The 25,281-nt window shown below is 56.4% G+C and carries 21 protein-coding genes; 11 read left to right on the top strand and 10 right to left on the bottom strand.

From position 1 onward, the window contains the following. The first annotated feature begins 86 nt into the window (after positions 1-86). Positions 87-1,295 (top strand): MFS transporter, encoded by a 1,209-nt coding sequence (locus SK58_RS10495; protein ID WP_048219836.1) that lies wholly within the window; start codon positions 87-89, stop codon positions 1,293-1,295. Here SK58_RS10495 and mtfA read toward each other — a convergent pair. Next, positions 1,292-2,089: a DgsA anti-repressor MtfA gene (gene mtfA / locus SK58_RS10500; protein ID WP_048219838.1), complete on the bottom strand. Its 798-nt coding sequence runs from the start codon at positions 2,087-2,089 to the stop codon at positions 1,292-1,294. The two genes, SK58_RS10495 and mtfA, sit on opposite strands and share 4 nt — an antisense overlap. A gap of 266 nt (positions 2,090-2,355) precedes the next feature. Between mtfA and SK58_RS10505 the strand changes: the two genes are divergently transcribed. Further along, positions 2,356-3,258, top strand: a complete 903-nt coding sequence (locus tag SK58_RS10505; protein WP_048219840.1) for an L-proline-binding transcription factor PsrA — start codon at positions 2,356-2,358, stop codon at positions 3,256-3,258. On the opposite strand, the gene SK58_RS10510 is transcribed toward SK58_RS10505, so the two are convergent. From SK58_RS10510 to SK58_RS10520, 3 genes are all read right to left on the bottom strand, one after another. Next, positions 3,230-4,018: a substrate-binding domain-containing protein gene (locus SK58_RS10510; RefSeq protein ID WP_048219842.1), complete on the bottom strand. Its 789-nt coding sequence runs from the start codon at positions 4,016-4,018 to the stop codon at positions 3,230-3,232. The two genes, SK58_RS10505 and SK58_RS10510, sit on opposite strands and share 29 nt — an antisense overlap. Before the next feature lie 6 nt (positions 4,019-4,024). Next, positions 4,025-5,326, bottom strand: a complete 1,302-nt coding sequence (locus SK58_RS10515) for an MFS transporter (RefSeq protein ID WP_032654136.1) — start codon at positions 5,324-5,326, stop codon at positions 4,025-4,027. Between the two features lie 260 nt (positions 5,327-5,586). Further along, positions 5,587-6,882, bottom strand: a complete 1,296-nt coding sequence (locus SK58_RS10520; protein WP_048219844.1) for a serine hydrolase domain-containing protein — start codon at positions 6,880-6,882, stop codon at positions 5,587-5,589. Between the two features lie 95 nt (positions 6,883-6,977). Between SK58_RS10520 and SK58_RS10525 the strand changes: the two genes are divergently transcribed. Continuing rightward, on the top strand, positions 6,978-7,883 hold the full coding sequence (locus SK58_RS10525; protein ID WP_048219846.1) for a LysR family transcriptional regulator: 906 nt from the start codon (positions 6,978-6,980) through the stop codon (positions 7,881-7,883). Here SK58_RS10525 and fumA read toward each other — a convergent pair. Together fumA and SK58_RS10535 are read right to left on the bottom strand one after the other, a co-directional pair. Next, on the bottom strand, positions 7,872-9,521 hold the full coding sequence (fumA, locus tag SK58_RS10530) for a class I fumarate hydratase FumA (protein ID WP_047056229.1): 1,650 nt from the start codon (positions 9,519-9,521) through the stop codon (positions 7,872-7,874). The two genes, SK58_RS10525 and fumA, sit on opposite strands and share 12 nt — an antisense overlap. A gap of 52 nt (positions 9,522-9,573) precedes the next feature. Next, positions 9,574-11,082, bottom strand: coding sequence for an anion permease (locus SK58_RS10535; RefSeq protein WP_017383327.1), 1,509 nt, complete (start codon positions 11,080-11,082; stop codon positions 9,574-9,576). 609 nt (positions 11,083-11,691) lie between these two features. Between SK58_RS10535 and SK58_RS10540 the strand changes: the two genes are divergently transcribed. Then, a complete protein-coding gene (locus SK58_RS10540) occupies positions 11,692-14,472 on the top strand; it encodes a flavocytochrome c (RefSeq protein WP_048219847.1) in 2,781 nt (926 codons plus the stop codon). 58 nt (positions 14,473-14,530) lie between these two features. After that, entirely contained in the window at positions 14,531-15,493 is a 963-nt protein-coding gene (locus tag SK58_RS10545) for an FAD:protein FMN transferase (RefSeq protein WP_045333372.1), read from the top strand. Here the strand turns inward: SK58_RS10545 and dcuR are convergent. After that, positions 15,474-16,193: a two-component system response regulator DcuR gene (gene dcuR, locus SK58_RS10550; RefSeq protein ID WP_003859556.1), complete on the bottom strand. Its 720-nt coding sequence runs from the start codon at positions 16,191-16,193 to the stop codon at positions 15,474-15,476. The genes SK58_RS10545 and dcuR overlap by 20 nt on opposite strands. Beyond that, positions 16,190-17,806: a sensor histidine kinase gene (locus SK58_RS10555; RefSeq protein ID WP_023294962.1), complete on the bottom strand. Its 1,617-nt coding sequence runs from the start codon at positions 17,804-17,806 to the stop codon at positions 16,190-16,192. The genes dcuR and SK58_RS10555 overlap by 4 nt, the downstream gene beginning before the upstream one ends. 153 nt (positions 17,807-17,959) lie before the next feature. Between SK58_RS10555 and SK58_RS10560 the strand changes: the two genes are divergently transcribed. Continuing rightward, entirely contained in the window at positions 17,960-18,823 is an 864-nt protein-coding gene (locus tag SK58_RS10560) for an N-acetylmuramic acid 6-phosphate etherase (RefSeq protein ID WP_040117816.1), read from the top strand. Positions 18,824-18,878: 55 nt separating this feature from the next. On the opposite strand, the gene ompC is transcribed toward SK58_RS10560, so the two are convergent. Next, positions 18,879-20,042, bottom strand: a complete 1,164-nt coding sequence (ompC, locus tag SK58_RS10565) for a porin OmpC (RefSeq protein WP_040117815.1) — start codon at positions 20,040-20,042, stop codon at positions 18,879-18,881. A gap of 284 nt (positions 20,043-20,326) precedes the next feature. Between ompC and SK58_RS10570 the strand changes: the two genes are divergently transcribed. From SK58_RS10570 to SK58_RS10580, 3 genes are read left to right on the top strand one after another with little or no spacing between them, the layout of a single operon-like run. Continuing rightward, positions 20,327-21,028 (top strand): phosphohydrolase, encoded by a 702-nt coding sequence (locus SK58_RS10570; RefSeq protein WP_047731043.1) that lies wholly within the window; start codon positions 20,327-20,329, stop codon positions 21,026-21,028. Between the two features lie 43 nt (positions 21,029-21,071). Then, positions 21,072-22,505, top strand: a complete 1,434-nt coding sequence (locus tag SK58_RS10575; protein ID WP_086524581.1) for a DNA cytosine methyltransferase — start codon at positions 21,072-21,074, stop codon at positions 22,503-22,505. Then, complete coding sequence (locus SK58_RS10580) at positions 22,486-22,977, top strand: very short patch repair endonuclease (protein WP_047063130.1); 492 nt, start codon at positions 22,486-22,488, stop codon at positions 22,975-22,977. The genes SK58_RS10575 and SK58_RS10580 overlap by 20 nt, the downstream gene beginning before the upstream one ends. Here the strand turns inward: SK58_RS10580 and yedA are convergent. Next, entirely contained in the window at positions 22,949-23,863 is a 915-nt protein-coding gene (gene yedA, locus SK58_RS10585) for a drug/metabolite exporter YedA (RefSeq protein WP_015572432.1), read from the bottom strand. The genes SK58_RS10580 and yedA overlap by 29 nt on opposite strands. A gap of 178 nt (positions 23,864-24,041) precedes the next feature. Between yedA and SK58_RS10590 the strand changes: the two genes are divergently transcribed. Together SK58_RS10590 and SK58_RS10595 are read left to right on the top strand one after the other, a co-directional pair. Continuing rightward, positions 24,042-24,953 carry a DUF808 domain-containing protein gene (locus SK58_RS10590; protein ID WP_017383336.1) on the top strand — a complete coding sequence of 304 codons (912 nt, stop codon included), beginning with the start codon at positions 24,042-24,044 and terminating at the stop codon, positions 24,951-24,953. A 77-nt stretch (positions 24,954-25,030) separates the two neighbouring features. Further along, a complete protein-coding gene (locus SK58_RS10595; protein WP_003859574.1) occupies positions 25,031-25,213 on the top strand; it encodes a YodC family protein in 183 nt (60 codons plus the stop codon). The last annotated feature ends 68 nt before the right edge of the window (positions 25,214-25,281 follow it).

Here is a 25,281-nt window from a genome sequence, read left to right on the forward strand (position 1 = left end):
GTTTACAGTGGCAACTATTTTTGCAATATTTGTTTTCATAAACTTCATAATTTCCACACATTTATTGACATTATCTTCACAATTTTATGCGCACCCGTACTGAGAATCTCACTGACGTTGTGACCCCTAAAGCTAACTGGCCCCTGGCACTGGGCGCCGGTTTATTAGGTATTGGGCAAAACGGTTTGCTGGTTATGCTGCCGCAGCTGGTCTCCCTGACCGGACTGTCGCTCTCCGTCTGGGCCGGGCTGCTGATGTTCGGCTCGATGCTCTTTTTACCCGCATCGCCCTGGTGGGGACGCCAGAGCGAGCGGCACGGCTGTAAGATCGTTATGCTGGCCTCGCTGGGAGGCTATCTGGCGAGCTTTGTCGTGATGGCGCTGGTGGTCTGGGCGATGGCGAACGGCGCGCTGAATGCTCTCTGGGGAATGGCAGGCCTGGTGCTGTCGCGCATGCTGTACGGCCTGACGGTATCAGGGCTGGTGCCTGCGGCCCAGACGTGGGCCATTCAACGCGCGGGGCTGGATAAAAGGATGGCGGCGCTGGCGACGATAAGCTCTGGCCTTAGCTGCGGGCGTCTGCTGGGACCGCCTCTGGCCGCGCTGATGCTCAGCGTCAGCCCGGTCGCACCGCTCTGGCTGATGGCGGTGGCGCCGTTTATCGCGCTTCTGCTGGTGCTGCGCGAAGCCGCCGATCCCCCGCTGCCGCCGGTGGCGCACCAGTCGACGCGGTTACAGGCCTCCATGCTGCCTTTCCTGGTGCTGGCACTGCTGCTGGCGGCGCTGGTCAGCCTGATGCAGCTTGGTTTATCGCCGCATCTTCACCCGTTATTTAATGGCGATGCCGTGCAAATCAGCCATCATGTCGCGCTGCTGCTGAGCCTGGCCGCGCTGGCGACCCTGGCGGCGCAGTTTCTGGTAGTACGCCCGCAGCATTTTACCCCGATAGTTTTACTCTTAATTGCCGCGGTCTTGATGGTGGCGGGTCTTGGGCTGATGTGTCTCGCCAGTTTAGCCCTGTTCTACGTGGGAATTGTCATCACTTCGCTGGGGGCCGCCATGGCAACGCCGGGATACCAGCTTTTGCTCAACGATCGGCTGACGACGGGCAAAGGCGCAGGGGTGATCGCCACCAGCCATACGCTGGGGTACGGGGCCAGCGCGCTGCTGGTACCCGTGGTGACGCGCTTTTACGGTGAGCAGTTTTTGATTACTGCCGCATGGGGAATGGCGCTGCTGTTTCTCGCGGTGAGCGTGTGGGTACGATCGACCGATCGTACCTCTGCTGAACATTAGTGGAACGGATGAGAGGATGTGCTGGCTGCGTCCTCACTTTGCCGCAGACGCTGAAGCGGATCCTGCTGATAAAAATGGCAAAAACGCTGCCACAGCGCCGGGAAGCGCGGAGCGAAAAGCTCAGGTGCGCTAAAGAAATACTCGGACAGTACCGCAAAACACTCGGCGGGATCGGTCGCGGCATAGGCATCAATGCTGGCCGCGCTTTCACCCACCAGGTCTATCTCATCCTGAATGTTTTCCATCGCCGCGTGCAGGTCGTGCTCCCATCCCGCGACTTCACGCAGCGGGATCAGCGGCACGCCGCTGGCGCGATCGCCGTTGCGGGTATCCAGCTTATGCGCCACTTCGTGAATGATCAGGTTGAAGCCCGAGGCATCGAACGAGTCCTGAATATCCAGCCAGTTGAGGATGATTGGCCCTTGCTGCCAGCTTTGCCCGGACTGCACCATACGCTGGTTGTGCACCAGCCCGATGTCATCCTCCCACTCATCATCGACGATAAACGGCGCCGGGTAGATCAGCACTTCGTGGAAGCCATCCAGCCATTCGATACCCAGCTCCAGCACCGGCAAGCAGAAGAGCAGGGCGATGCGGGAATTTTTAAGCGGATCCAGTTCGAAGCCCTGTAGCGGTACCAGCCGTTTTTGCTGTAAAAAACGCTCGGCCAGCTGAATCAGCTTTGATTGCTCTTCAGGCAAGAGATTCGCCAGCACGGGGATCGCCAGAGCCTCATCCCAGGGCAGCACCATATTTCGACCAGCGTCGTTCGTTTTCCAGGGCCACTTAATCATCGCTTTGCTCGTTACTCGCACGTGAACAAAATGGAAAGGTCAGGGGCTGTTAGCATGCCAACATACTCTGTTAAGCAGTATGACACTCCTCTTCGGCTGCATGCAGACTGGCAGCCTGTTTAAGAGGAATCCAGCCCGCATAAACTATCACTATGTGCCGTCAGGTTGATAGCGCTTTAGGGGTATCCCCTTCATTTTGTGAAGTATGTCGTGCGCGACTATGATAAATCTCTTCTTACCCTACCGTGCTTAAGGATCCCGTCAGTATGCCCGTCAATTTTGACCTCAACGATCTCTATGCCTTCCGCGCTTTACTGGAATATGGCAATTTCCGTCTTGCGGCGGAGTCTATCTGCCTTTCCCAGTCGGCGTTGAGTCGCAGAATTGAAAAGCTGGAGGCGGCACTGGGGACAAAACTGTTCGACAGAACCACCCGGCGCGTCACGCTGACCCTGTATGGACAGACCTTTGCCGACCGATGCGGACAGCTGCTTGCTGATGTGGAGTCCATGCTTTCGGATATCGATAAGGCCAGCGAGGAGCGTACGGGGCTAATCACCGTGGCGACGGTGCCGTCCGCCGCCTGTTACTTTATGCCGGATGTTATCCGCCGCTTTCAGTCCCGTTACCCCCGCGTGCGCATAAAAATGATCGACAGCAGCGCCGGAAATGTTATCGAGGCCGTCACCCGCGGACAGGCGGATTTTGGTATCTGCTTTGCCCGGAGTTTGCAGCCCGACATCGAGTTTGTCCCGCTGGTGGAGGATGTCTACGTGGCTGCCTGCCGGCGCGACAGCCCGCTTGCAAAAAGAAAAAGCCTGACGTGGCAGGCTTTTTATCAGCAGGATTATATCGGTCTGGATAAGACCTCCGGCAACCGCAATCTTCTCGACCAGCGGGTCGGGCATATTCGGCCTGAGCGCCCCAGCATCTGCGAAACGCGGCACGTGACGACCATGCTGGGGATGGTTGAAGCCGGGATCGGCATTGCGGCCGTTCCCGCCATGTCAATGCCCCGCGCAGAGCATTCGCTGCTGACGTCGGTACCTTTAACCGAGCCTGAGGTCAGGCGAACCGTGGGGCTGATCCGCCGCCGCGGGCGGATCCAGTCCTATATTGCTGCCGAACTCGAAACGCTGATTACCGAGCAGTATCGCGAGGTGCACTGACGGGCGTTAAGCCCGTTGCCGTAATGACGCTGGCAGCCTGTGGCGAAGAGAGAAAGGCCAGCAGCGCTTTTCCATGTTCGGGATGGTCAGCCTTCTGCGTTACGGCTCCGGCGAAACGGGTAATGTACTGCATGTCGTCAGGCAACTTACCCACAAACATCACCCCCGGGACCGGCAGAAGCTCGCTCACCTGCTGAAAGCCGAGATCGTATTTCCCTTTTGCCACTTCAGACGCCACCGGGATGCGCTCAACCCGGTGCGCTTTATCGTGAACCTGGCCGTCGATGCCCAGCTTACGGAACAGCTGACTCTCTACATACCGGCCGCTGGCGCTGTCGGAATAAGCCATGGAATGCGCCTTCAGCAACGTTTGCCGCAGGGCAGGCACCGTACTGATATCCGGCACCGGCGCGCCCGCTTTGACGACCATCCCGACGGGCGAATCCGCCAGCTCCACGCGGGAGCCCGCCGCCGTCCTGCGATCCTGTTCCAGTTTCGCCAGCGCATCGCCCACCATAATCACCACGTCCGCTTTTTCGCCCCGGGCGAGCCGGGCCGGAATGGCCTGCGGCGTTTTGCCCATCGACGGGCCGGAGATCACAATGAGCCTGTCACCGCTTTGCGCTTCGTACTGCGGCGTCAGCTTCTCCAGCGCCGCTTTGAAGCCGCCAGAAGTCATCACCGTCACATCCTGGGCAAGCGCGCCCGCGCTGAGGGTGGCGAAGGTCAGGGCGGCAATCACCGTTCTGAATGTAAGCATGAGGGATCACTCCTTAACGGCAGTTTGCAGGATTAACGTGCGACGACGATAGAGATAAAGCGTTGCCAGCAGGGCGCAAACGGCGGCAAAGCTCATCCAGTAGCCCGGAGAGGCTTTGTCGCCGGTGTACTCAATTAAGGCAGTCGAAATCACCGGCGTGAAACCGCCAAAGACCGCCGTTGCCAGGCTGTAAGCCAGTGAGAAGCCCGCCACGCGCACCTCTGCTGGCATGATCTCCGTCAGGGCCGGGATCATCGCGCCGTTATACAGGCCGTAGAGGAAAGAGAGCCACAGCAGCACGGTCAGCATCATTGAGAAGCTCGGGGCTGCGGCCAGCATCGTCAGCGCCGGATAGCTGGTCGCCAGCGCCAGCAGCGTCATGGCGATCAGCACCGGTTTACGCCCGAAGCGATCCGACAGCGCGCCGCCCACCGGAAGCCAGATGAAGTTGGACACCGCCACCAGCAGCGTGACCAGAAGACTGTCCGACGCGCTGAGCATCAGGACTTTTTTACCGAAGGTCGGCGCGTAAACGGTGATCAGGTAAAACGCGGTGGTGGTCATCGCCACCATCAGCATGCCCGCGACGACTACCGGCCAGTTGGCGAGCAGCGTTGTGAAGACCTGACGCATTGCCAGATGGTGGCGACGGGCGCTGAATTCCTCGGTCTCTTCGAGCTTGCGGCGCAGGAAAAAGATAAACGGCACAATCAGACAGCCAAACAGGAACGGAATACGCCACCCCCATTCGCGAATGGCACTCTCTTCCAGCACCACATTCAGGGCGAAGCCCATCGCCGCCGCGATCATAATGGCGACCTGCTGGCTACCCGACTGCCAGCTGGTGTAGAAACCCTTGCGGCCCGGCGTGGCGATCTCCGCCAGATAAACCGAAACCCCGCCCAGCTCGGCGCCTGCCGAAAAACCCTGCAACAGGCGGCCGGTCAGCACCAGCAGCGGCGCCCACAGGCCAATGCTCTGGTAAGAAGGGATCAGCACGATCAGGAAGGTTCCGGTGGCCATAATTGACAGGGTGACGATCAGCCCTTTACGGCGACCCACTTTATCAATGTAAGCCCCCAGCACAATGGCCCCGATCGGACGCATCAGGAAGCCCGCGCCAAAGACGGCGAAGGTCATCATCAGGGACGCAAATTCACTGCTTGCCGGAAAAAAAGTATGGGCGATGTAGGTGGCATAAAAGCCGAACAGAAAGAAGTCGAATTGCTCAAGAAAGTTGCCCGACGTGACGCGGAAAATCGCGCCCGCTTTGGCACGAAGCGTTGCAGGTGAGGTTGAGGAAACCATGATTATCTCCAGTTTTATAGTGACGTTATGCTCGTCTGTTTCTGAAAACTGGATCAGGAAGTGGAAATTAATAAGCGCAAATAGCGCATGGACTGATGCGCGTGGTGCATTAATGACAATGCATTGACCAGTATTTACATACTCAACAATAACTTAACATTTCGGTGATCTTTTATTTACTCGATTTCGCTAAGTTGCTGATATATCAGTTTTGTGACATCGCGCAGGTGAGAAGCCAGGCGGGGCCTGGCTTGGGATTATCAGCGCAGCGCGTTCGCAATCGCGCTAAACATCAGCGACGCTTCCAGCGGCTGGGCGCTGAATGACGGCTCTGCCTGCGGCCAGGTGGACCACTGGACGATAACCAGATTTTCTTTCTGATTAACCATGATCATCTGACCAAAAATACCCAGCGCCCACAGGGAATCCTTCAGCGAATTTTCGACTTTCGGCTCCACGTGTGTGGCGGTGGCTGGTACTTCGTTGTTCCACCACTGGTAGCCGTATAACCCCTTCGGATGCGCGTCGGACACCGATCCTTTGGCCTGTGTCCAGGCTGAGGACTGTTTCACCCAGCCCTTGGGGAGGATCTGCTTCCCGTCCGGCAGCGTACCGTTATGCAGGATAAACTCCCCGAAACGCCCCCAGTCTTCCAGCGTGGCGTTGAACCCATGCGCACCCACGTCGTGCTGGCCTTTGCTGTAGGCATGCCACACGCCGTCGCTGGCCATGCCGTACGGTTGCCAGATGGTCTTCTCCAGATACGCCGCGAGCGTCATGCCGGTGGCGCGCTCAAGCACATCGCCTAACAGCCAGGCGCCACCCGAGGAATAGGACCAGTTTTCGCCCGCCGGGTGTTCACGGTGTAATCCCTTCACCAGGGTGCGCACGCAGTTGTAGGTGCCCGGCTTCGCTTCGCATTCGGTAAGCCGGGCGAAGTCAGATTGCGGGTTGGTGTAATCTTCGTTCCACGCCACGCCAGAGGTGTGGGTGATGAGCTGTTTTAGCGTTACGCCCTCCCAGGCGGTGCCTTTTAAGTCAGGTTCGTATTGGGTGACAAGGTCGTCCAGGGAGTGGATTTTCCCTTCTTTAATTGCAGCACCCACCAGCGCGGAGACCACCGATTTGCCCACGGAACGCGACGTCCAGAGCGTTGAGTCGGTATTGCCTTCACCCAGGTATTTATAGGCCACTTTGCCGTTTTTCAGCACCAGCATGCCGCTGACGTTCTGGCGTTTCAGGTAGTCCTGAAGAGTGTAACTCTTACCCTTCACCTGATAGCGGGCATCGGTGAGCGGTTTTTCTGCGGGCAGCAGCGGCGTAGCGTTGCCGTGGCGGAACACATCCCCTGCGTAGTTGCGGTAGTCATTGCGAAAGCCCACCACGCGATCGGCCTGGTTCCAGGTGAGCATGGTATGCGCGTCCGGGAGTCTGGCATCGAAAGGCGCCGGACAGGTGGTGAGGTCGGTACCGTTGCAGGCCGCCATAACGGCGGGCGAGAGCAGGCTGCTGACAACCAGCGCCGCGAGCAGCGTGCGGTTTGTTTTGATTTTCATATTTATCTCGTTTGGCTCAGGAAGGACTTCAGTTTAAGAACCTGCGGCCTATAATAAAAAACGCGTTATGGGGGAAAATCCCCCGTAAAAATTGCGTGGAGAATGGCGTGGCATCACTGATCTATTCCTTTGCCCAGCTTGAGGCGTTCACTGCCGTCGCTGAACACGGCAGCCTGATGAAGGCGGCCAGTAAACTCGGCAAAGATCGTACTACCCTGCGGGATCTGATCGATTTCCTTGAGGATGGGCTGGGCTATGCTCTGTTCCTGCGGGAGGAGCGCAGCCTGCGCCTGACGCCGGAGGGGGAGCAGCTTCAGCGGCAGGCGCACCTGCTGATGCGCCAGGTCAAAGCGTTTGAGGCGTTTGCCAGATCGGTACCGGACAGCGCGACGCAGGACATCGCCCTCGCTTACGATCCGTTCACCCCCAGAGCTTTTTTACAGGCGCTGATTGCCACACTGGCGACGAAAAAGATCCGCCTGAGCCTGACCAGCGCATCGCGCGATGAGGCGGAAGCGATGCTGGCAAACGGTCAGGCCGATCTGGGGATCTGCCAGGCGCGCAACCGCAGCGTGGGCAATGAGATGGAGTGGCGGGCGCTGGGGGCGATCGAAATGGATTTTTACGCCGCAACGGCGCTTTTTGCGGAGGTTGCGTCGCCGGTGTCGCTGCTCGATCTCTCTCTGGTGCCACAGGTGATTATGCATCCCGCGTCAGACGAGCCGGTTGCCCGTCGCCTGCAAATTTCAGGGCACACGCTTTTCACTAACGAACTGGAGATGCTGCGCGGCCTGCTGGAGCAGGGCTGCGGCTGGGGGTTTTTGCCGATCCATCTTCACGCAACGCAGTGGAAAAATGTAAAAAGGCTGCCCACCGAAGTGGGCAGCCAGGGGATAAGCCAGACGATGGTCACTATCTGGAAGCCGGGCAGCGACAAGCGCGGGTTGATCAACGATACGCTGTCGCTGCTTCCGGCGTTATGGAAACGTTCAGCGCTGTGAGCACCCTTTGCACTGTTTATTCTGGATCTGCTGGAAGAAGTCGTTGCCTTTGTCATCCACCAGGATAAACGCCGGGAAGTTCTCCACTTCAATTTTCCAGATGGCTTCCATTCCCAGTTCAGGATACGCCACGCACTCCAGGCTCTTGATGCTGTTTTGCGCCAGCACCGCCGCCGGGCCGCCGATGCTGCCGAGGTAGAAGCCGCCGTGCTTATGGCAGGCGTCGGTGACCTGCTGGCTGCGGTTACCTTTGGCCAGCATGATCATGCTCGCACCGTGGGATTGCAGTAAGTCTACGTAGGAGTCCATACGCCCGGCGGTGGTTGGGCCTAAGGAGCCAGACGCGTAACCTTCTGGCGTTTTCGCCGGGCCTGCGTAGTAAATCGGGTGATCTTTAACGTACTGCGGCAGTTCTTCCCCGTTGTCGAGCAGCTCTTTCAGCTTCGCGTGGGCGATATCGCGCGCCACGATGATGGTGCCGCTCAGCGACAGGCGGGTGGATACCGGGTGCGAGGAAAGCTGCGCCAGAATGTCGGGCATCGGCTTGTTCAGATCAATGCTTACCACGTCGCCTTCTCCCTGCTGGCGCAGGGATTCAGGAATGTACTGGCCCGGATTGTGCTCCAGCTTCTCAATCCAGATCCCCTCGCGGTTAATCTTCGCCTTGATGTTGCGGTCAGCGGAGCAGGAGACCCCCATGCCGATCGGGCAGGAGGCGCCGTGGCGCGGCAGACGGATCACGCGAATATCGTGCGCGAAGTATTTCCCGCCGAACTGCGCGCCAAGGCCGAGGTTTTGCGCTTCCTGAAGCAGTTCCTGCTCAAGCTGGACGTCGCGGAACGCCTGGCCGTGCGCATTGCCTTCGGTTGGCAGGCCATCGTAGTAGCGCGCAGAGGCGAGCTTGACGGTTTTCAGCGTGGCTTCCGCTGAGGTGCCGCCGATAACGAAGGCGATATGGTAAGGCGGGCAGGCCGCGGTGCCGAGGGTCCGCATCTTCTCAACCAGATAATTTTTCAGCTTCGCCGGGGTGATCAGCGCTTTGGTTTCCTGATACAGATAAGTTTTATTGGCGGAACCGCCGCCTTTCGCCATGCACAGGAATTTATACTCGTCACCATCAACGCTGTAGAGGTCGATCTGCGCGGGCAGGTTGGTGCCGGTGTTCACCTCTTTATACATATCCAGCGCCGCATTCTGCGAGTAGCGCAGGTTGTCTTCAATATAGGTGTTATACACGCCCTGACTCAGCGCCGCTTCGTCACCGCCGCCGGTCCAGACGCGCTGGCCTTTTTTGCCCATGATGATCGCGGTGCCGGTATCCTGACAGGTTGGCAGCACGCCTTTTGCGGCAATTTCAGAGTTACGCAGGAACTGGAGGGCAACGTATTTGTCGTTCTGGCTGGCTTCCGGGTCGTTGAGAATGGCGGCAACCTGCTTCTGGTGGGAAGGGCGCAGCATAAACGCGGCATCGTGGAAGGCCTGCTGTGCCAGCAGGGTCAACGCCTCTGGCTCGACTTTCAGCACTTCCTGACCGTCGAACTCGGCAACGGAAACGTGCTCTTTGGTCAGCAGATAATATTCGGTGTCGTCATGCGCGAGGGGGAAGGGGTTCTGGTAGATAAAGGGTTTGTTTGACATAGCTTGCTCCACAAAAATTTAACCGCCGGAGGAAATATCCGGCGGTCAGGAATCAGAACATCATGGACATCCACGGGTAACCAATCAGCAGCAGAGCTGCCAGGAAGATGGCGCCGAAGATGGTGCCGAGGCGCCAGTAGTCTTTGGTTGGCAGGTAGCCGCTACCGTAGTAAATCGGGCTTGGACCCGTACCGTAGGGGGTAATGATCCCCATCACGCCCAGCGAGGTCACCATCAGCAGAACGAACACTTCCATATTCATGCCCGGAATGGTGGAGGCGATGGTCAGCATCGCAGGCAGCAGCGCCGTGGTGTGCGCGGTGGTGCTGGCGAACAGGTAGTGCAGCAGGTAGAACGCCAGCAGCAGCACGATGGTGGCGACACCCGGAGAAATACCGCTCATCAGCAGGCCGCCTTCTTTACCCAGCCAGCTGATAAAACCGGTGGAGGAGAGGCCATCCGCCAGCGCCACCAGGGTGGCGAACCAGACGAAGGTATTCCACGCGGCTTTGTTACCGGTGATATCGTTCCACTCCAGCACGCCGGTCCACAGCATCAGGCCAACGATCAGCAGGGCAGCCATGGCCGGTTCAATCCACGCCGCGGCGAAGATCCACATCAGCAGCGCACAGCACACGAACACCAGCAGCAGGATCTCATTGCGCGACAGTTTGCCCAGTTTTTCCAGTTCACGGGTCGCCCACAGCGGTACTTCGTTGTTTACCTTCACTTCCGGCGGGTAGAACCAGTAAGCCAGCAGCGGCATGGTCAGGATCAGCAGGATGCCCAGCGGCAGGAAGGCGAGGAACCAGGTCCCCCAGGAGATATCAATTCCAACCGTGCTTTTTACCAGCGCCAGCGCCAGCAGGTTAGGTGCCAGAGCGGAAAGGAACATCGAGCTGGTGATACAGGCCGCGGTGATGGCTACCCACATCAGATACGAACCGATTTTGCGCGCGCTTGGGTCATTGGGTTTTGAACCGTACAGCGGCGGCAGGTTGGCGATGATCGGGTAGATGGTCCCGCCGCTGCGCGCGGTGTTGGACGGGGTGAACGGGGCCAGCAGCAGGTCCGCAAACGTAATGGCGTAACCGAGCGTGAGGCTGCGACGGCCCAGGTACTTCACCAGAATCAGCGCCAGACGGCGGCCGAAGCGGGTTTTGTCGTAGCCTGCGGCGAACATAAAGGCACCGAAAATCAGCCAGACGGTGGAGTTACCAAACCCGCTGACCGCCCATTTAAAGGAGGCGCCCGCCAGCTTGAATTTTGGGTCAGCCAGCTGTTCCGGGCTAAAGAGCACCCACTGGCTGCACAGCGCAATCGCCACGACGCCGGTAAGACCGATCACGGCGCCCGGCAGCGGTTCGAAAATTAAGCCGACGATGACGCCGACAAAGATGGCGAAGTAGTGCCACGCATAAGGCGGCAGCCCTTCCGGAACGGGGACAAACAACAGCAGGACGGCAACAATGACGGGCAAAGCCATCATCAGCAGTCGTTTTGCTGTTCCATTTGATGCCAGATTCGCCGCAGGAGGCGTTACAGCAGTTTTTGTATTCATAGTTTCACGTCTTAAGTTGTCAAAAATTCGTCGCCGGGCGAAAACACAAATTCGATTGAAATATCCTTTTTGCTTTTTTTAGTTATTTAAGGTGCGGGTTTGTGTTTTCACTAATAGCGATTTAACGCATTTTGGTTTGCGCTAAATAAAAAATGATGATGTTTTTATATTGCTCTTTTGAATGCCATAACTATTGATCGCGATCAAAAAAAACGGAACTGAATGGCTATTTTTATATTTTTTATAATAACCACTCTGAGTAGTGTGGTTATTCGCTAATTTTACGCATTTTATGTATCAAAACTATAACATTTAAATTCTGGTGCTTTTGTTTATTGTTGTTTTATAGGGGTTTTTGCTATATTTGGTGTATTGGTTTGACCTTTTATAATTTAACTTTTTTTAAATTCTTGTGAACGAGTGAAACATTCCCGCTAACACCAATGTGTTATTAATGTTATCGAAGGGATTAAATAGTTTATTAACTAACGTAATGACTTTAGAAACTAAAAAAAGCTTTATATTACTATCATGACATCGGCAAAAAACACGAAATAAAAAATCATTCCGATAACGAATTCTTAATTTTTAAAGTTTGGAGTTTCTATTATGAGCACTAACGAACGTATTTTAAGCCCCTTCACATTACCGAATGGTACTGAACTGAAAAACCGTTTGTTAATGGCCCCGATGACAACCTGTACCGGTTATTACGATGGCACCGTGACCAGCGAGCTGGTGGAGTACTACCGCGCCCGCGCGGGCAGCATCGGCACCATCATCGTTGAGTGCTGTTTTGTTGACGATCTCGGCCTGGCGTTCCCGGGCGCAATTGGTATTGATAACGACGAGAAAATCGCCGGGCTGGCAAAAATCGCTGACGCTATCAAGTCCAAAGGCTCCAAAGCCCTGCTGCAAATCTACCACGGCGGCCGCATGGTCGACCCAAAACTGATCGGGGGCCGCACGCCGGTTGGCCCAAGCGCCGTTGCCGCGCCGCGTGACGGTGCCGCCACGCCGGTTGCCCTGACCGCGGAAGAGGTGGAAGGCATGATCGGCAAGTTCGGCGAAGCCGTGCGCCGCGCAATTCAGGCCGGGTTCGACGGCGTCGAAATCCACGGGGCGAATACCTATCTGATCCAGCAGTTCTTCTCCCCGAACTCTAACCAGCGCGACGACGAGTGGGGCGGCAGCCGCGAAAACCGCGCGAAATTCCCGCTGGCGGTGCTGGACATTACCCACAAGATGGTGCGCCAGTACGCGGACGACGCGTTTATCATTGGCTACCGTTTCTCTCCGGAAGAGCTTGAAGTCCCGGGCATTCGCTTCGAAGACACCCTGTATCTGCTGGAAAAACTGGCCGCGCGCGGGGTAGATTATCTCCACTTCTCCCTTGGTGCCGCCCTGCGTTCATCTATCGTCGATACTCAGGACCCGACGCCACTTATCGAAAAATACTGCGCCATGCGCTCTGACACGCTGGCGCAGGTACCTGTAATGGGCGTTGGCGGCGTGGTGAATGCCACGGATGTGAATGAAGCGCTGGATCACGGTTACGACCTGATTGCCGTTGGCCGCGCCACCATCGCCTATCCGGACTGGACCGATCGCATCGCGGCGGGCGAAAGCCTGGAGCTGTTTATGGACAGTACCCGACGCGAAGAACTGAGCATCCCGGAACCGCTGTGGCGCTTCTCGCTGGTGGAAGCGATGATCCGCGACATGAGCATGGGCGAATCTAAATTCAAACCGGGCACCTTTATTGAAAAAGTGCAGGACGATGCTAACGAGCTGGTGATTAACGTCAGCCTCGAAACCGACCGCATCGCCGATATCGAACTGGCCTCCGGCCCGAGTGAAGACGTCGAGTTTGTCACCAGCTTCGAAGAGATCCGTACCCGTATTCTGGATGCCAACACCCCGCACGTGGACGCGATTACGGGCGCGACCAGCCAGAGCGAGGCGGTGAAAAAAGCAGTCTCGAAGGCGATGCTGAAATCCAGCAAAGCGCTGGCGGCGGAAGAGGGCGCAGACCCGAATGAGACTAAAAGCGTGGATGTGGTGGTGGTCGGCAGCGGCGGCGCCGGTCTGGCAGCGGCGATTCAGGCGCATGACGAAGGCGCGAACGTGCTGATCGTCGAGAAAATGCCCACCATCGGCGGGAACACCATTAAAGCCTCGGCCGGGATGAACGCGGCGGAGACCCGCTTCCAGCGCGTGAAAGGTATTCAGGACAGCAAAGAGCTGTTCTACCAGGAAAGTCTGAAAGGCGGTGGCAACAAGAACGACCCTGAACTGCTGCGTCGCTTTGTCGAGAACGCGCCGCAGGCCATCGAATGGCTGGCCACGCGCGGCATTATGCTGAACGACATTACCACCACCGGCGGGATGAGCATCGACCGTACGCACCGTCCGAAAGACGGTTCCGCAGTGGGCGGGTATCTGATCAGCGGCCTGGTGCGTAACGTCAACAAGCGCAACATCGAGGTGATGCTGGATACCTCCGTGAGCGACATCATTTTCGAAAATGGCGAAGTGACCGGCGTGCGTCTGACCACCGAAGAGAACGATACCCTCACCGTGGCAACCAAAAGCGTGATTGTGGCAACGGGCGGCTTCAGCGCCAACAGCCAGATGGTGGTGAAATACCGTCCGGATCTGGCAGGGTTCGTTACCACCAACCACAAAGGGGCGACCGGAGGCGGTATCGCGCTGCTGGAGCGTATCGGTGCGGGCACCGTGGATATGGGCGAAATTCAGATCCACCCAACCGTTGAGCAGAAAACGTCGTATCTGATTTCCGAATCCATCCGCGGCGGCGGGGCGATTCTGGTAAACCAGCAGGGCAACCGCTTCTATAACGAAATGTCGACCCGCGACAAAGTCTCGGCGCAGATCATCGCGCTGCCGGAGAAATACGCTTACATCGTCTTTGACGAGCATGTTCGCGCCAAAAACAAAGCCGCGGATGAGTACATCGCAAAAGGGTTTGTTACCAGCGCCAGCTCGCCAAAAGCCCTGGCGGAAGCGCTGGGGATGGATCACCACCAGTTCCTGGCAACGCTGGAACGCTACAACGGCTTTGTGGAGAAACAGCACGACGATGATTTCGGCCGCACCACCGCGCTGCGTGCGCCAATCAACGAAGGGCCGTTCTACGCCATTCAGATTGCACCGGGCGTTCACCACACCATGGGCGGCGTGACCATTAACACAGAAACCTGCGTGCTGGACAGCAACCACAACGTATTGCCGGGAGCGTTTGCTGCGGGTGAGGTTGTCGGGGGCATCCATGGCGGTAACCGCATCGGCGGTAACGCGGTGGCAGATATCATTATTTTTGGTACGCTTGCAGGACATCAGGCGGCTATGCGTTCGAAAACACGGTAAGGCTCCTGTTTCCCCGGCGGCGCGGTGCCTGCCGGGGCTACATCTGAGGACTCATGAAATGCCTGATAGCCATCGCGTTTACAGCTACTCCGCCGTTCTGATGGGATCGCCCATCCTCCTGAAACTCTTTTCCCATGACGAAGCGCTTGCCTCTCGCGTGTTTCGCCTGATCAAACAGTACGAAGATCTGCTCACCGTTAACCGAGCGCACTCCCAGGTAATGGACATCAACCATGCGGCCGGTCAGCATCCGGTTGCCGTCAGTCGCCCGGTGTTCGAGCTGATCCGCTGCGCGAAAGCGGCCAGCCTGCTTAAAGACAGCGCCTTTAACCTGGCGATCGGCCCGCTGGTGAAGCGCTGGAAAATTGGCTTTAAGGGGGACGTGGTACCGCCCGCGGACGAGATCGCCGCCTTGCTGGGCATCACGCATCCTGCGGACGTGGTGCTGGATGAAGCCAACAGCAGCGTGTTCCTTACTCGCCAGGGAATGGAGATCGATCTGGGGGCCATTGCTAAAGGCTATATCGCCGACAGGGTGCGGGATTACCTGCATAAAGAGGGCGTTGAACTTGGGCTGATCAACCTTGGCGGCAACGTCCAGACGTTAGGCTCGCCGGAGGGCGGCTGGCGCGTTGGCCTGAAAAAACCGTTCGCCGGTGACGCGCTGATTGGCGCCATGACGGTCGAAAACCGGTCGGTGGTGACGTCAGGCACCTATGAGCGCTACTTCGAGCTGAACGGCAAACGTTATCACCACATACTTGACCCACGCACCGGCTACCCGCTGGATAACGAACTGGACAGCGTGACGATTATTTCGCCAGACTCCCTCGACGGCGATATCTGGACCACGCTGATCTACGGCATGGGCGTGGAAAAGGGCTGCGCCGCGCTGCGTTCGCGCCCCGATATTGAAGCCATCTTTGTCACCAAAACAAAAGAAGTGGTGATCTCCTCGATGCACCACTTCCGTTTTACCCTTCTGGACGACAGCTACCGAATTACTGGCAGTACTGTTTGAGTAGGCCGACCTGTTCCGGCTGCAAACGGTAGCGATATACCGGCCGGCCGGTAGCGCCGTAGTGAATGCTGGTGAACAGGATATTAATTTGCGCCAGCCAGATCAGGTATTTGCGGCAGGAGACGCGGGAAATGTTGACCGCATTCGCCAGATCGTCGGTGGAAAACTCTATCTCCGGATGGCTGTCGATCCACTGGCAAATGGTGCGCAGCGTCTGCGGCGTCAGGCCTTTCGGTAATTTTTTGCTGTCGGCCAGCTCCGGCGCGCCGCCGTGGATCAGCCTGTCGACGTCGGCCTGTTCATAATACTGATGCGATCCCATCAGGCTGCGCTTTGCCTTCCAGCCGTTCAGCGCCTCTTCAAAACGCGGGAACTGGAACGGTTTAATCAGGTAATCCACCACGCCATAGTGCATTGAGGTCTGGATCGTTGCGGCGTCGGAGGCCGACGAGATCATGATGACGTCAATCGGGCGGCCCGACGCGCGGATGATGGGCAGCAGATCCAGCCCGTTATCCTGCTGCATATAGACATCCAGCAGCACCAGATCGATCGGCTGGCCTGGGTTGGCGATCAACGCCTCGGCCTGGTTGAGCGTGGAAGCGACGCCGCAGCAGCTAAAACCCTCAACGCGGTTAACATACAGACGGTTGAGGTCGGCTACCATGGCGTCATCATCGACAATTAACACATTTATCACGCGATATTCCTCTCGCTATCCCAGGGGATCTGAACAAAAAATTGGGTAAATACGCCAGGCTCCGACTCGACGGTAATATCTCCGCCCAGATTCTGGATCTGCTGACGCGCAAGGAACAGCCCAACGCCGCGGTTTTCACCTTTTGTTGAGTAGCCCTTTGTAAAAATAGCCTCCAGCCGCTCGGGATCAATGCCGGGACCGTCATCGCTGACCTCACCGCTCAGCCAGCCGTTCTGATAATGCAGCAGCAGGCCGATCTCGCCTTCCGGCTGGCCTTCCATCGCATCCAGGGCATTTTCGATTAAATTGCCCAGCACGGTGATCAGCACCGCAACCTGCTCTTCATTGGCGGTGTCAGGAAGCTGACTCTCCTCCGCCAGCGTCAGGGTCACTCCGGCCTCTTTAGCGCGGTTAATTTTACCCAGCAGGAAGCCCGCAATGACCGGCGATTTAACTTTGCGCTGTATTGCGCCGATATCCGTCTGATAATTCTGCGCGGTCTGGATGATGTACTCCTCCAGCTTATCGTAGCGCTTCATGTGCAGCAGGCCGAGGATCACGTGCAGCTTGTTCATAAACTCGTGCGTATGAGCGCGCAGGGCATCAACGTAGCTGACCATGCCATCAATACGCTGCATTAACTGGCTGATTTCGGTCTTATCGCGGAACGTGCTGATCGCCCCGATCACCTGATTCTGGCTTTTCACGGGGACCATGTTGCAGAGCAACAGCCGCCCGTTACAGCCGATCTCCTGATCCTGGCGGGCAATGCCGGTCCTGGATACTTCGCGCAGGCTGGCCAGCAGCGGTTCACTGCTGCTTTCGGAGTGCTGGCCTGAGGTCAGGAGTAATATTTCTCTGGCGGTGTGGTTAATCATCGTCACGCGCCCGTGCATATCCACGGCCATCACGCCTTCGCGCAGGGACTGCAACATGGCCTGGCGCTGCTCAAAGAGAGCTGAGATTTCGTAAGGCTCCAGCCCAAAGAGGATACGTTTCAGAACCCGGACCAGACCCCATATCGCCACTGAGCTCATCAGAACGCTGAATAAGATGGTCCACACGGCGTTGAGCCGCCCGCGGGCAATCTGATCTTCAACTTTATTCAGCGAAATACCCACCACCACCACGCCGATCTGGTCGTGCTGGTCGTCATAGACGGGCGTAAAGACGCGCAGCGCTTCCGCGAGCGCGCCGCGGTTAACGGAGACATTCTCTTTCCCTTCCAGGGCGGGCGTCAGATCGTCGCCAATAAAATGCAAACCTAACAGCGCTTCGTTTGGATGGGAATAGCGGATCCCACGCAGGTCGGTGACCACGGTAAACAGCAGGTCGTTGCGCTTCGTCACCGCCTCGGCAATCGGCTGGATGATGCCAGCCTGCGGCGATTCCATCAGGCCACGCTTGATCTCCGGGCTGTCGGCCAGCGTCCTGGCGATACCCAGCGCGGTATCTTTCACGTCATCACGCGTGGCGCGGGTGATCTGCACAGAGTACAGCGCGAAGACCACCAGCAGCACCGAGCCGATAATCGCGCACACCATCAGTGTAACCAGCGTATTCAGCTTCATAGGGCGCTTGCGCGTCGGGGGGAAGGGCTGCAAATCGCTCATTAACACTCCGCGATGAATAAGAAAGGGCTAATTATCGCTGATGACGGGCGTTTCATAAAGCCATGTAAAGAGAGGCGTTTCGTGAGCCTCCTCTCAGGTGACCTATATAAAACACTTTATAGTGTGAGGGTACTCATAATAAGGAGGCAGTTTATGAGCATTATGCTTACCGGTACGGCCAGGGAAAGACGGCACGCCAGCACGATGAACATCGACAGATTATCGACGCTGGATATGCTTAACGTCATACACCAGGATGACGCGCAAATCTCTTCTGCACTTACCCCTCACTTAAGTATGCTGGCCCGCGTGGTGGATAACGCGGCGGCGACGCTTAGTCACGGCGGACGTCTGGTGCTGACCGGCGCGGGCGCGTCCGGACGCGTGGCGGAGCAGGCGGCAGAAGCGTTTGCGCCGGGCAAACACCCCGTCATTGCGTTAACAGCAGGTGATAACGCCGGAAGCTACGCGAGCGGCGTTGCCGACCTTCAGACGATAGAATTTGGCGAGCATGACATGATGCTGGCGCTGTCCGTCAGCGGCAAAACCCCATGGGTATGGGGCGCGATGCGTCATGCGTGGTCTCTGGGCTCAACGGTTGCGCTCATTACGGAGGATGCGCAAAGTGAAGCGGCGCAGCTGGCGAGTATGGTCATTGCTCCCGATCTGGGCGCGGATGTGGTGGCCGGGTATACCAACGCTAAAGCAGGCATTGCGCAAAGCATGATCCTGCATATGATCACCACCGGCCTGGCGGTACGTTCCGGACGGGTGTACAGCAACCTGCGCGTTGATCTGGAGGCAAGCAACACCAGATGGGCCGAACGTCAAATTGCCATTGTGATGGAAGCAGGGGGATGTAACCGGGCGCAGGCGAAGGCCGCGCTGGAAAGCTGTAACCACCAGTGCAAAACGGCGGTACTGATGGTGCTGACGGGGCTGGATGCCTGGAAAGCGCATGAATTGCTGGCGCAGAATAACGGGTTTGTTCGCCTGGCCTTGCAGGAAGCGCCGTAATATTTCAGCGTCAAATAAAAAAAGCCCGCATCGCGGGCTTTAATATTGAGAGGGATTAGAACTGGTAGGTCATGCCTACGCCAACGATGTCATCGGTAGAAATACCGTTTGCTTCGTAGAAGCGTTCATCGTTGTCCAGCATGTTGATTTTGTAGTCAACATAGGTGGAGAAGTTCTTGTTGAAGCTGTAGGTCATGCCCACGTCGATGTAGTTAACCAGATCCATATCGCCTTTCTGACCCTGCGGGTTGCCAGCGTAGCCTGGATAAGTCATGTCCTTACCTTTAGAGTAAACCCATGCCAGGGATGGACGCAGACCGAAGTCGAACTGGTACTGTGCCACTGCTTCGAAGTTCTGAGTCTGATCCGCAATACCATAATCGCCGTATGGGGTCATGTTGCGGGTTTCAGCGTACATCATCGCCAGATAGACGTTATTGGCATCGTATTTCGCGCCAATGGTCCATGCTTCGGCTGTTTTACCGCCGGCGTAGAGTGCATTGTTTTGACCTGCACCTTCTTGTGCGTTAGTACGGTCGGAAGAAGAGTACGCAGCACCCAGGCTCAGACCAGACAGATCGCCAGAGAAGTCATAGGAGGTGGACATACCGAAGCCGTCGCCGTTCTGGAAACGTACGTCGTTATGGCCGTTTTTGGTGCCTTCCTGGTTTTCATTTGCGTTAGCACCTTCGTTAGCACCCTGATATTGCAGTGCAAAGTGCAGGCCGTCGACCAGACCGAAGAAATCGTTATTACGGTAAGTTGCCAGACCGTTAGCACGACCGTTCATGAAGTTATCGGTCCAGGTGTAAGAATCTCCACCAAATACAGGCAGCATATCGGTCCAGGCTTCTACGTCATACACGACGCCGTAATTACGGCCGTAATCAAATGAGCCGTAGTCGCCAAATTTCAGGCCAGCGTATGCCAGACGGTTGAAAGATTTATCCCCTGCGCCTTCGGTGTCGTTAGCGTAGGTTTTATATTCCCACTGGCCATAGCCTGTCAGGTCGTTCGTGATCTGCGTTTCGCCTTTGAAACCCACCTGTACATAGGTTTCATCGCCGTCGTCGCCTGGGTTGTCGGAGAAGGTATGACGCGCATCAACCTTACCGTACAGGTCAACTTTGTTGCCATTCTTGTTATACATTTCCGCCGCATTTACTGCGCCAGCCATTAATAACGCGGGTACGAGAATTGCCAGAACTTTTCTTTTCATTATATATTCCCTTTAAATATAAATTGTCTGAATATATGTAATTACCCTCCGTAACTACATGGCTGATACTATTCTATGGATTATTATTTAGGTTCAAAAATAAATGTAATTAAAGTGGTAAAAATTTTACAAAATATTTCTTTTTATCTCTTTATTTTTCATATGAATTAATTCGTTAAAAATATAGCGGGTAATTATTATTAAGTATTTCGTAATTCTATTTATAAAGGATTTTAATTCGGGTGTATTATAATTCACTCACTTTTGAGCAACAGGACAGGATGATGGAACTTGCGCAGTGGCAACACCGTTTTGAGCGCTGGCTCGACGAAAATCATTTTACTGATGATGCGGCGCACGATATCGCCCATTTTCACCGCGTCTGGATGACGGCGCAGGGTATTATGGCTGACGAGGATAGCGATCCGCTGGTTGTGCTGACCGCATGCTACTTCCATGACATTGTCAGCCTGCCGAAAAATCACCCGGAACGTAGCCACTCCTCGCGGCTGGCAGCGGGAAAAACGCGCGAGATCCTCAGTCGCGACTTTCCTGATTTTCCGCCGGATCGTTATGCAGCCGTTGAGCATGCTATTGAAGCGCACAGCTTCAGTGCCGGTATCGCGCCGCAAAGCCTGGAGGCCAAAATTGTGCAGGATGCCGACCGGCTGGAGGCGTTAGGCGCTATCGGCCTGGCGCGCGTCTTTGCCGTCTCCGGTGCGCTGGGCGCCGCGCTGTTTGATGCCAACGACCCGTTCGCCGGAACACGAGCGCTGGATGATAAAGCCTTCGCGCTCGACCACTTTCAGACCAAACTCCTGCGCCTGCCTGACACCATGCAAACCGCGCGGGGGCGCGAACTTGCGCGTCACAATGCCGATTTTCTGATCCAGTTTATGGCGAAGCTGAGTGCCGAATTACAGGGCGATTACCTCGGAACCGACAGCCAGATATTGACCCATTTCCGTCGCAGTGTGCGATCCTGAACTGTGGTACTCTGTTTTCTGTCTTTATTGTCCGGTTAAGAGAATGCAGGAAAATCGATCAGTGACTGTGCCCGCGCCTGAGCGGGTTGAGAAATCAACGGCAGCCGTGCAGGCACTCCTGCGTCAGCTGCTGGAAATGTATGATGCTAAAACGCTGGCAAACCAGCTGGTGGCCCATGGCGAGAGCCACTGGAGCCCGGCGATACTCAAGCGGCTGCTGATAAGCGACAGGGCAGGTCACCGCCTGAGCGATGGTGAGTTCCGCTATCTGCAAAATTTGCTGCCGCGTCCGCCTGCTGCGCATCCAAATTATGCCTTTCGCTTTATCGATCTCTTTGCCGGTATCGGCGGCATTCGCCATGGCTTTGAAGCTATTGGCGGGCAGTGTGTATTCACCAGTGAATGGAACAAACATGCCGTCCGTACCTATAAAGCCAACTGGTATTGCGATCCCGACGCGCACCAGTTCAACGCGGATATTCGGGATGTCACGCTGAGCCACAAAACCGGCGTCAGCGATGAAGAGGCCGCCGAACACATTCGCAATACCATTCCGGCGCACGATGTGCTGCTGGCGGGCTTTCCGTGTCAGCCGTTCTCGCTGGCTGGCGTGTCGAAGAAGAACGCGCTGGGACGCGCACACGGCTTTGCCTGCGATACGCAGGGCACACTGTTCTTTGATGTTGCCCGGATCATTGATGCCCGCCGCCCGGCAATTTTTGTCCTGGAGAACGTCAAGAATTTAAAGAGTCATGACGGCGGCAAAACCTTCCGCATTATCATGCAAACGCTGGATGAACTGGGTTATGACGTGGCGGATGCAGAGGACATGGGGCCGGACGATCCGAAAATTATCGACGGCAAACACTTCCTGCCGCAGCACCGCGAACGCATCGTGCTGGTGGGCTTCCGCCGCGATCTCAATCTGAAAGGCGATTTTACGCTGCGTGATTTGCCCTCGCTGTATCCGGCGCGCCGCCCGACGGTGGCCGATCTGCTGGAGCCCGCCGTCGATGCGAAATTCATTCTGACCCCGGTGCTGTGGAAATACCTCTATCGCTATGCCAAAAAGCATCAGGCCAAAGGCAATGGCTTTGGGTTTGGCATGGTCAATCCGCTTAATCCTGACAGCGTGACGCGTACGCTGTCGGCGCGCTATTACAAAGATGGTGCGGAAATTCTTATCGATCGCGGCTGGGATAAGGCGCTGGGCGAAAAAGATTTTGACGATCCCCAGAACCAACAGCACCGACCGCGGCGCTTAACGCCGCGCGAGTGCGCCCGCTTAATGGGCTTTGAGACGCCGCAGGGCTACAGTTTTCGCATCCCGGTATCAGATACCCAGGCCTATCGTCAGTTTGGCAACTCGGTGGTGGTGCCAGCCTTTGCCGCGGTAGCTAAACTGCTGGCCTCACGCATCAGCAAGGCCGTTCAGCTTCGTCAGAGCGAGGCCGTCGATGGCGGACGTTCACAATAAGGCCACGCGCAGTAAAAACATGCGTGCCATCGGCACGCGTGATACCGCGATTGAAAAACGGATCGCGGGCCTCCTGACCGCCGTCGGGTTTGAATTCAGGGTTCAGGATGCCACGCTTGCCGGGCGTCCTGATTTCGTCATCGACGCGTACCAGTGCATCATCTTTACCCACGGCTGTTTCTGGCATCATCACGACTGCTATCTGTTTAAAGTCCCGGCGACACGCACCGACTTCTGGCTGGAGAAGATTGGCAGAAACGTCGAGCGTGATAAACGCGATGTTTCTCAGCTTTACGCTCAGGGCTGGCGGGTGCTGATTGTCTGGGAGTGCGCGCTGCGTGGAAGAATGAAGCTGAATGACTTGGAACTGACGGAGCGGCTGGAAGAGTGGATCTGCGGCGGCGGTCAGGCCGCGCAGATCGATACCCAGGGCATTCACCCGATCACGGTTTCTCCACCTCACACCTCGTGACAATCGGTTTCGCGGGCAGCAAATATTTACCCAGCGTGACCAGTACCACGGCAAAGACAATCACACCCAGCGCCAGCCATTCAATCGTCGACAGCACTTCGCCCGCAAAACCGGTACCCAGCAGCACGGCAACCACCGGGTTAACGTAGGCGTAGCTGGTGGCAACCGCCGGTGAGACGTTGCGAATCAGGTACATATAGGCGTTGATGGCGATAATCGAGCCAAACAGCGCCAGATACCCGACGGCCAGGAAACCTGAAAGGTCTGGCATCGCCGTCAGTTTTTCACCCGTCAACGCGGAGGCCATCAGCAGCACAATGCCCGCCGCGAGCATCTCAATCGCACCTGCCATCATCCCGGAGGGCAGCTCGATGCGTGAACCGTAGACCGAGCCGAAGGCCCAGCTCATGGAGCCGATCATGATCAGAACGGCAGCCCAGGGGTTCCCGCTCAGGTTACCGCCGCTGTTCAGCAGGATGATACCCACAAGCCCAATCGCGATGCCCAGCCATTCGAGCTTACGGGTGCGGATCCCGAAGAGGCGACTAAAGCAGAGCGTAAACAGCGGCACGGTTGCGACGACCACGGCGGCGATGCCCGACGGCACGTTCTGGTGTTCGGCGACGGTTACCGCGCCATTGCCCACCGCCAGCAGCAGCAGGCCAATCAGGGCGGCGTTAAGCAGGGGACGCCGCGGCGGTAGTCTGTGGCCGCGCAGCAATAAAAACGCCATCAGCAGCACGCCGGCCGTAAGGAAACGAATACCGGCCATCATCAGCGGGGGCCAGCTTTCCACGCCTATACGAATGACAAAATAGGTGGACCCCCAGATGATATACAGGGAAAAGAGTGCTCCAATGAGCGGTAATAAATGCCGGAAACGCATAGTCCCTCACGACGAAATAAAAAGTTCGCTCATAGTTAACGCCAAAACTATCAGCCTGGCGAGTGCTTTAATTGTGTTGTTGATGTGAAATTTTTGTTGACGTGAGGTGCCAGTTTCCGGGCGGTGAGTTTTGTTCCATACTATTCACTTAATTAGCAAAAAAAGAAGGAAAGAGATTTTGGCAGGAAGTAGCTTATTAACATTACTGGACGACATCGCCACCTTGCTGGATGACATTTCGGTTATGGGAAAACTGGCGGCGAAAAAGACCGCCGGGGTACTGGGAGATGATTTGTCGCTTAACGCGCAGCAGGTCAGCGGCGTGCGGGCGAACCGTGAGTTGCCGGTGGTGTGGGGCGTTGCGAAAGGGTCCTTTATTAACAAGGTGATCCTCGTTCCGCTGGCGCTGCTGATTAGCGCCTTTATACCCTGGGCCATTACGCCCCTGCTGATGATTGGCGGGGCGTTCCTGTGCTTCGAGGGTGCCGAAAAAGTGTTGCATATGTTCGCTGCACGCAAAGAGAAAGACACCCCGGAAATGCGCCAGCAGCGTCTGGAAGCGCTGGCCGCACAGGATCCAAAAACGTTTGAACGCGATAAGGTCAAAGGCGCGATCCGCACGGACTTCATCCTCTCAGCCGAGATTGTGGCGATTACGCTGGGGATCGTCTCAGATGCCCCTCTGATGAACCAGGTGCTGATCCTGTCCGGCATTGCGATCCTCGTGACGATAGGGGTTTATGGCCTGGTCGGGCTGATCGTCAAGCTGGACGATATCGGCTTCTGGCTGGAAAAAAAATCCAGCGCAATTGCGCGCGGCATTGGGAAAAGCCTGCTGGTGCTGGCGCCGTGGCTGATGAAAACCTTGTCGGTGGTGGGAACCCTGGCGATGTTCCTGGTCGGCGGCGGAATTATCGTGCACGGTGTTGCTTCGCTGCATCACATGATTGAACATTTTGCGTCAGGCCAGGGAGCGGTAGTTGCTGCAATTCTGCCCACACTGCTTAACCTCGTACTGGGCTTTATCGTCGGTCTGATTGTGGTAGCCGTTGTTAAGCTGGTTGAAAAAGTACGCGGGAAATCGCATTAATTATTGCTGACCCCGGATGCAAAAAGACCATTCCTCGTCTAAATTGAAAACGTTTCACCCTGATACAGGAGGCAGGTATGGTCTTTTTGATCAGTGATGAAGTTAAGCCCAAAAATGGTGGTCCAGGTATGATCGTCACCGGGTATTCCAGCGGAATGGTGGAGTGTCGGTGGCATGATGGATACGGCATTAAGCGGGAGGCTTTTCGCGAAGACGAGCTTCAGCCTGCTAATAAAAGGCAAAAACGCGACAAGGCTTAATCACACAACGCCCGGCCTTGCCGGGCGTTTTTACTGGCAGAAGACTTATCATATCGGATGGTGAGCGA

It is taken from the genome of Enterobacter sp. BIDMC93, assembly GCF_001037805.1.
Taxonomy (GTDB): Bacteria; Pseudomonadota; Gammaproteobacteria; order Enterobacterales; family Enterobacteriaceae; genus Enterobacter; species Enterobacter hormaechei_C.

What these genes read in the sequence shown, in the direction of transcription:
- SK58_RS10545 (WP_045333372.1), top strand. Translation starts at nt 14,531, where the DNA reads ATGCCTGATAGCCATCGCGTTTACAGCTACTCCGCCGTTCTGATGGGA.
- SK58_RS10505 (WP_048219840.1), top strand. Translation starts at nt 2,356, where the DNA reads ATGCCCGTCAATTTTGACCTCAACGATCTCTATGCCTTCCGCGCTTTA.
- SK58_RS10560 (WP_040117816.1), top strand. Translation starts at nt 17,960, where the DNA reads ATGAGCATTATGCTTACCGGTACGGCCAGGGAAAGACGGCACGCCAGC.
- SK58_RS10580 (WP_047063130.1), top strand. Translation starts at nt 22,486, where the DNA reads ATGGCGGACGTTCACAATAAGGCCACGCGCAGTAAAAACATGCGTGCC.
- SK58_RS10570 (WP_047731043.1), top strand. Translation starts at nt 20,327, where the DNA reads ATGGAACTTGCGCAGTGGCAACACCGTTTTGAGCGCTGGCTCGACGAA.
- SK58_RS10510 (WP_048219842.1), bottom strand. Translation starts at nt 4,018, where the DNA reads ATGCTTACATTCAGAACGGTGATTGCCGCCCTGACCTTCGCCACCCTC.
- SK58_RS10555 (WP_023294962.1), bottom strand. Translation starts at nt 17,806, where the DNA reads ATGAGCGATTTGCAGCCCTTCCCCCCGACGCGCAAGCGCCCTATGAAG.
- fumA (WP_047056229.1), bottom strand. Translation starts at nt 9,521, where the DNA reads ATGTCAAACAAACCCTTTATCTACCAGAACCCCTTCCCCCTCGCGCAT.
- SK58_RS10575 (WP_086524581.1), top strand. Translation starts at nt 21,072, where the DNA reads ATGCAGGAAAATCGATCAGTGACTGTGCCCGCGCCTGAGCGGGTTGAG.
- yedA (WP_015572432.1), bottom strand. Translation starts at nt 23,863, where the DNA reads ATGCGTTTCCGGCATTTATTACCGCTCATTGGAGCACTCTTTTCCCTG.
- ompC (WP_040117815.1), bottom strand. Translation starts at nt 20,042, where the DNA reads ATGAAAAGAAAAGTTCTGGCAATTCTCGTACCCGCGTTATTAATGGCT.
- SK58_RS10540 (WP_048219847.1), top strand. Translation starts at nt 11,692, where the DNA reads ATGAGCACTAACGAACGTATTTTAAGCCCCTTCACATTACCGAATGGT.
- mtfA (WP_048219838.1), bottom strand. Translation starts at nt 2,089, where the DNA reads ATGATTAAGTGGCCCTGGAAAACGAACGACGCTGGTCGAAATATGGTG.
- SK58_RS10595 (WP_003859574.1), top strand. Translation starts at nt 25,031, where the DNA reads ATGGTCTTTTTGATCAGTGATGAAGTTAAGCCCAAAAATGGTGGTCCA.
- SK58_RS10515 (WP_032654136.1), bottom strand. Translation starts at nt 5,326, where the DNA reads ATGGTTTCCTCAACCTCACCTGCAACGCTTCGTGCCAAAGCGGGCGCG.
- SK58_RS10535 (WP_017383327.1), bottom strand. Translation starts at nt 11,082, where the DNA reads ATGAATACAAAAACTGCTGTAACGCCTCCTGCGGCGAATCTGGCATCA.
- SK58_RS10495 (WP_048219836.1), top strand. Translation starts at nt 87, where the DNA reads ATGCGCACCCGTACTGAGAATCTCACTGACGTTGTGACCCCTAAAGCT.
- SK58_RS10520 (WP_048219844.1), bottom strand. Translation starts at nt 6,882, where the DNA reads ATGAAAATCAAAACAAACCGCACGCTGCTCGCGGCGCTGGTTGTCAGC.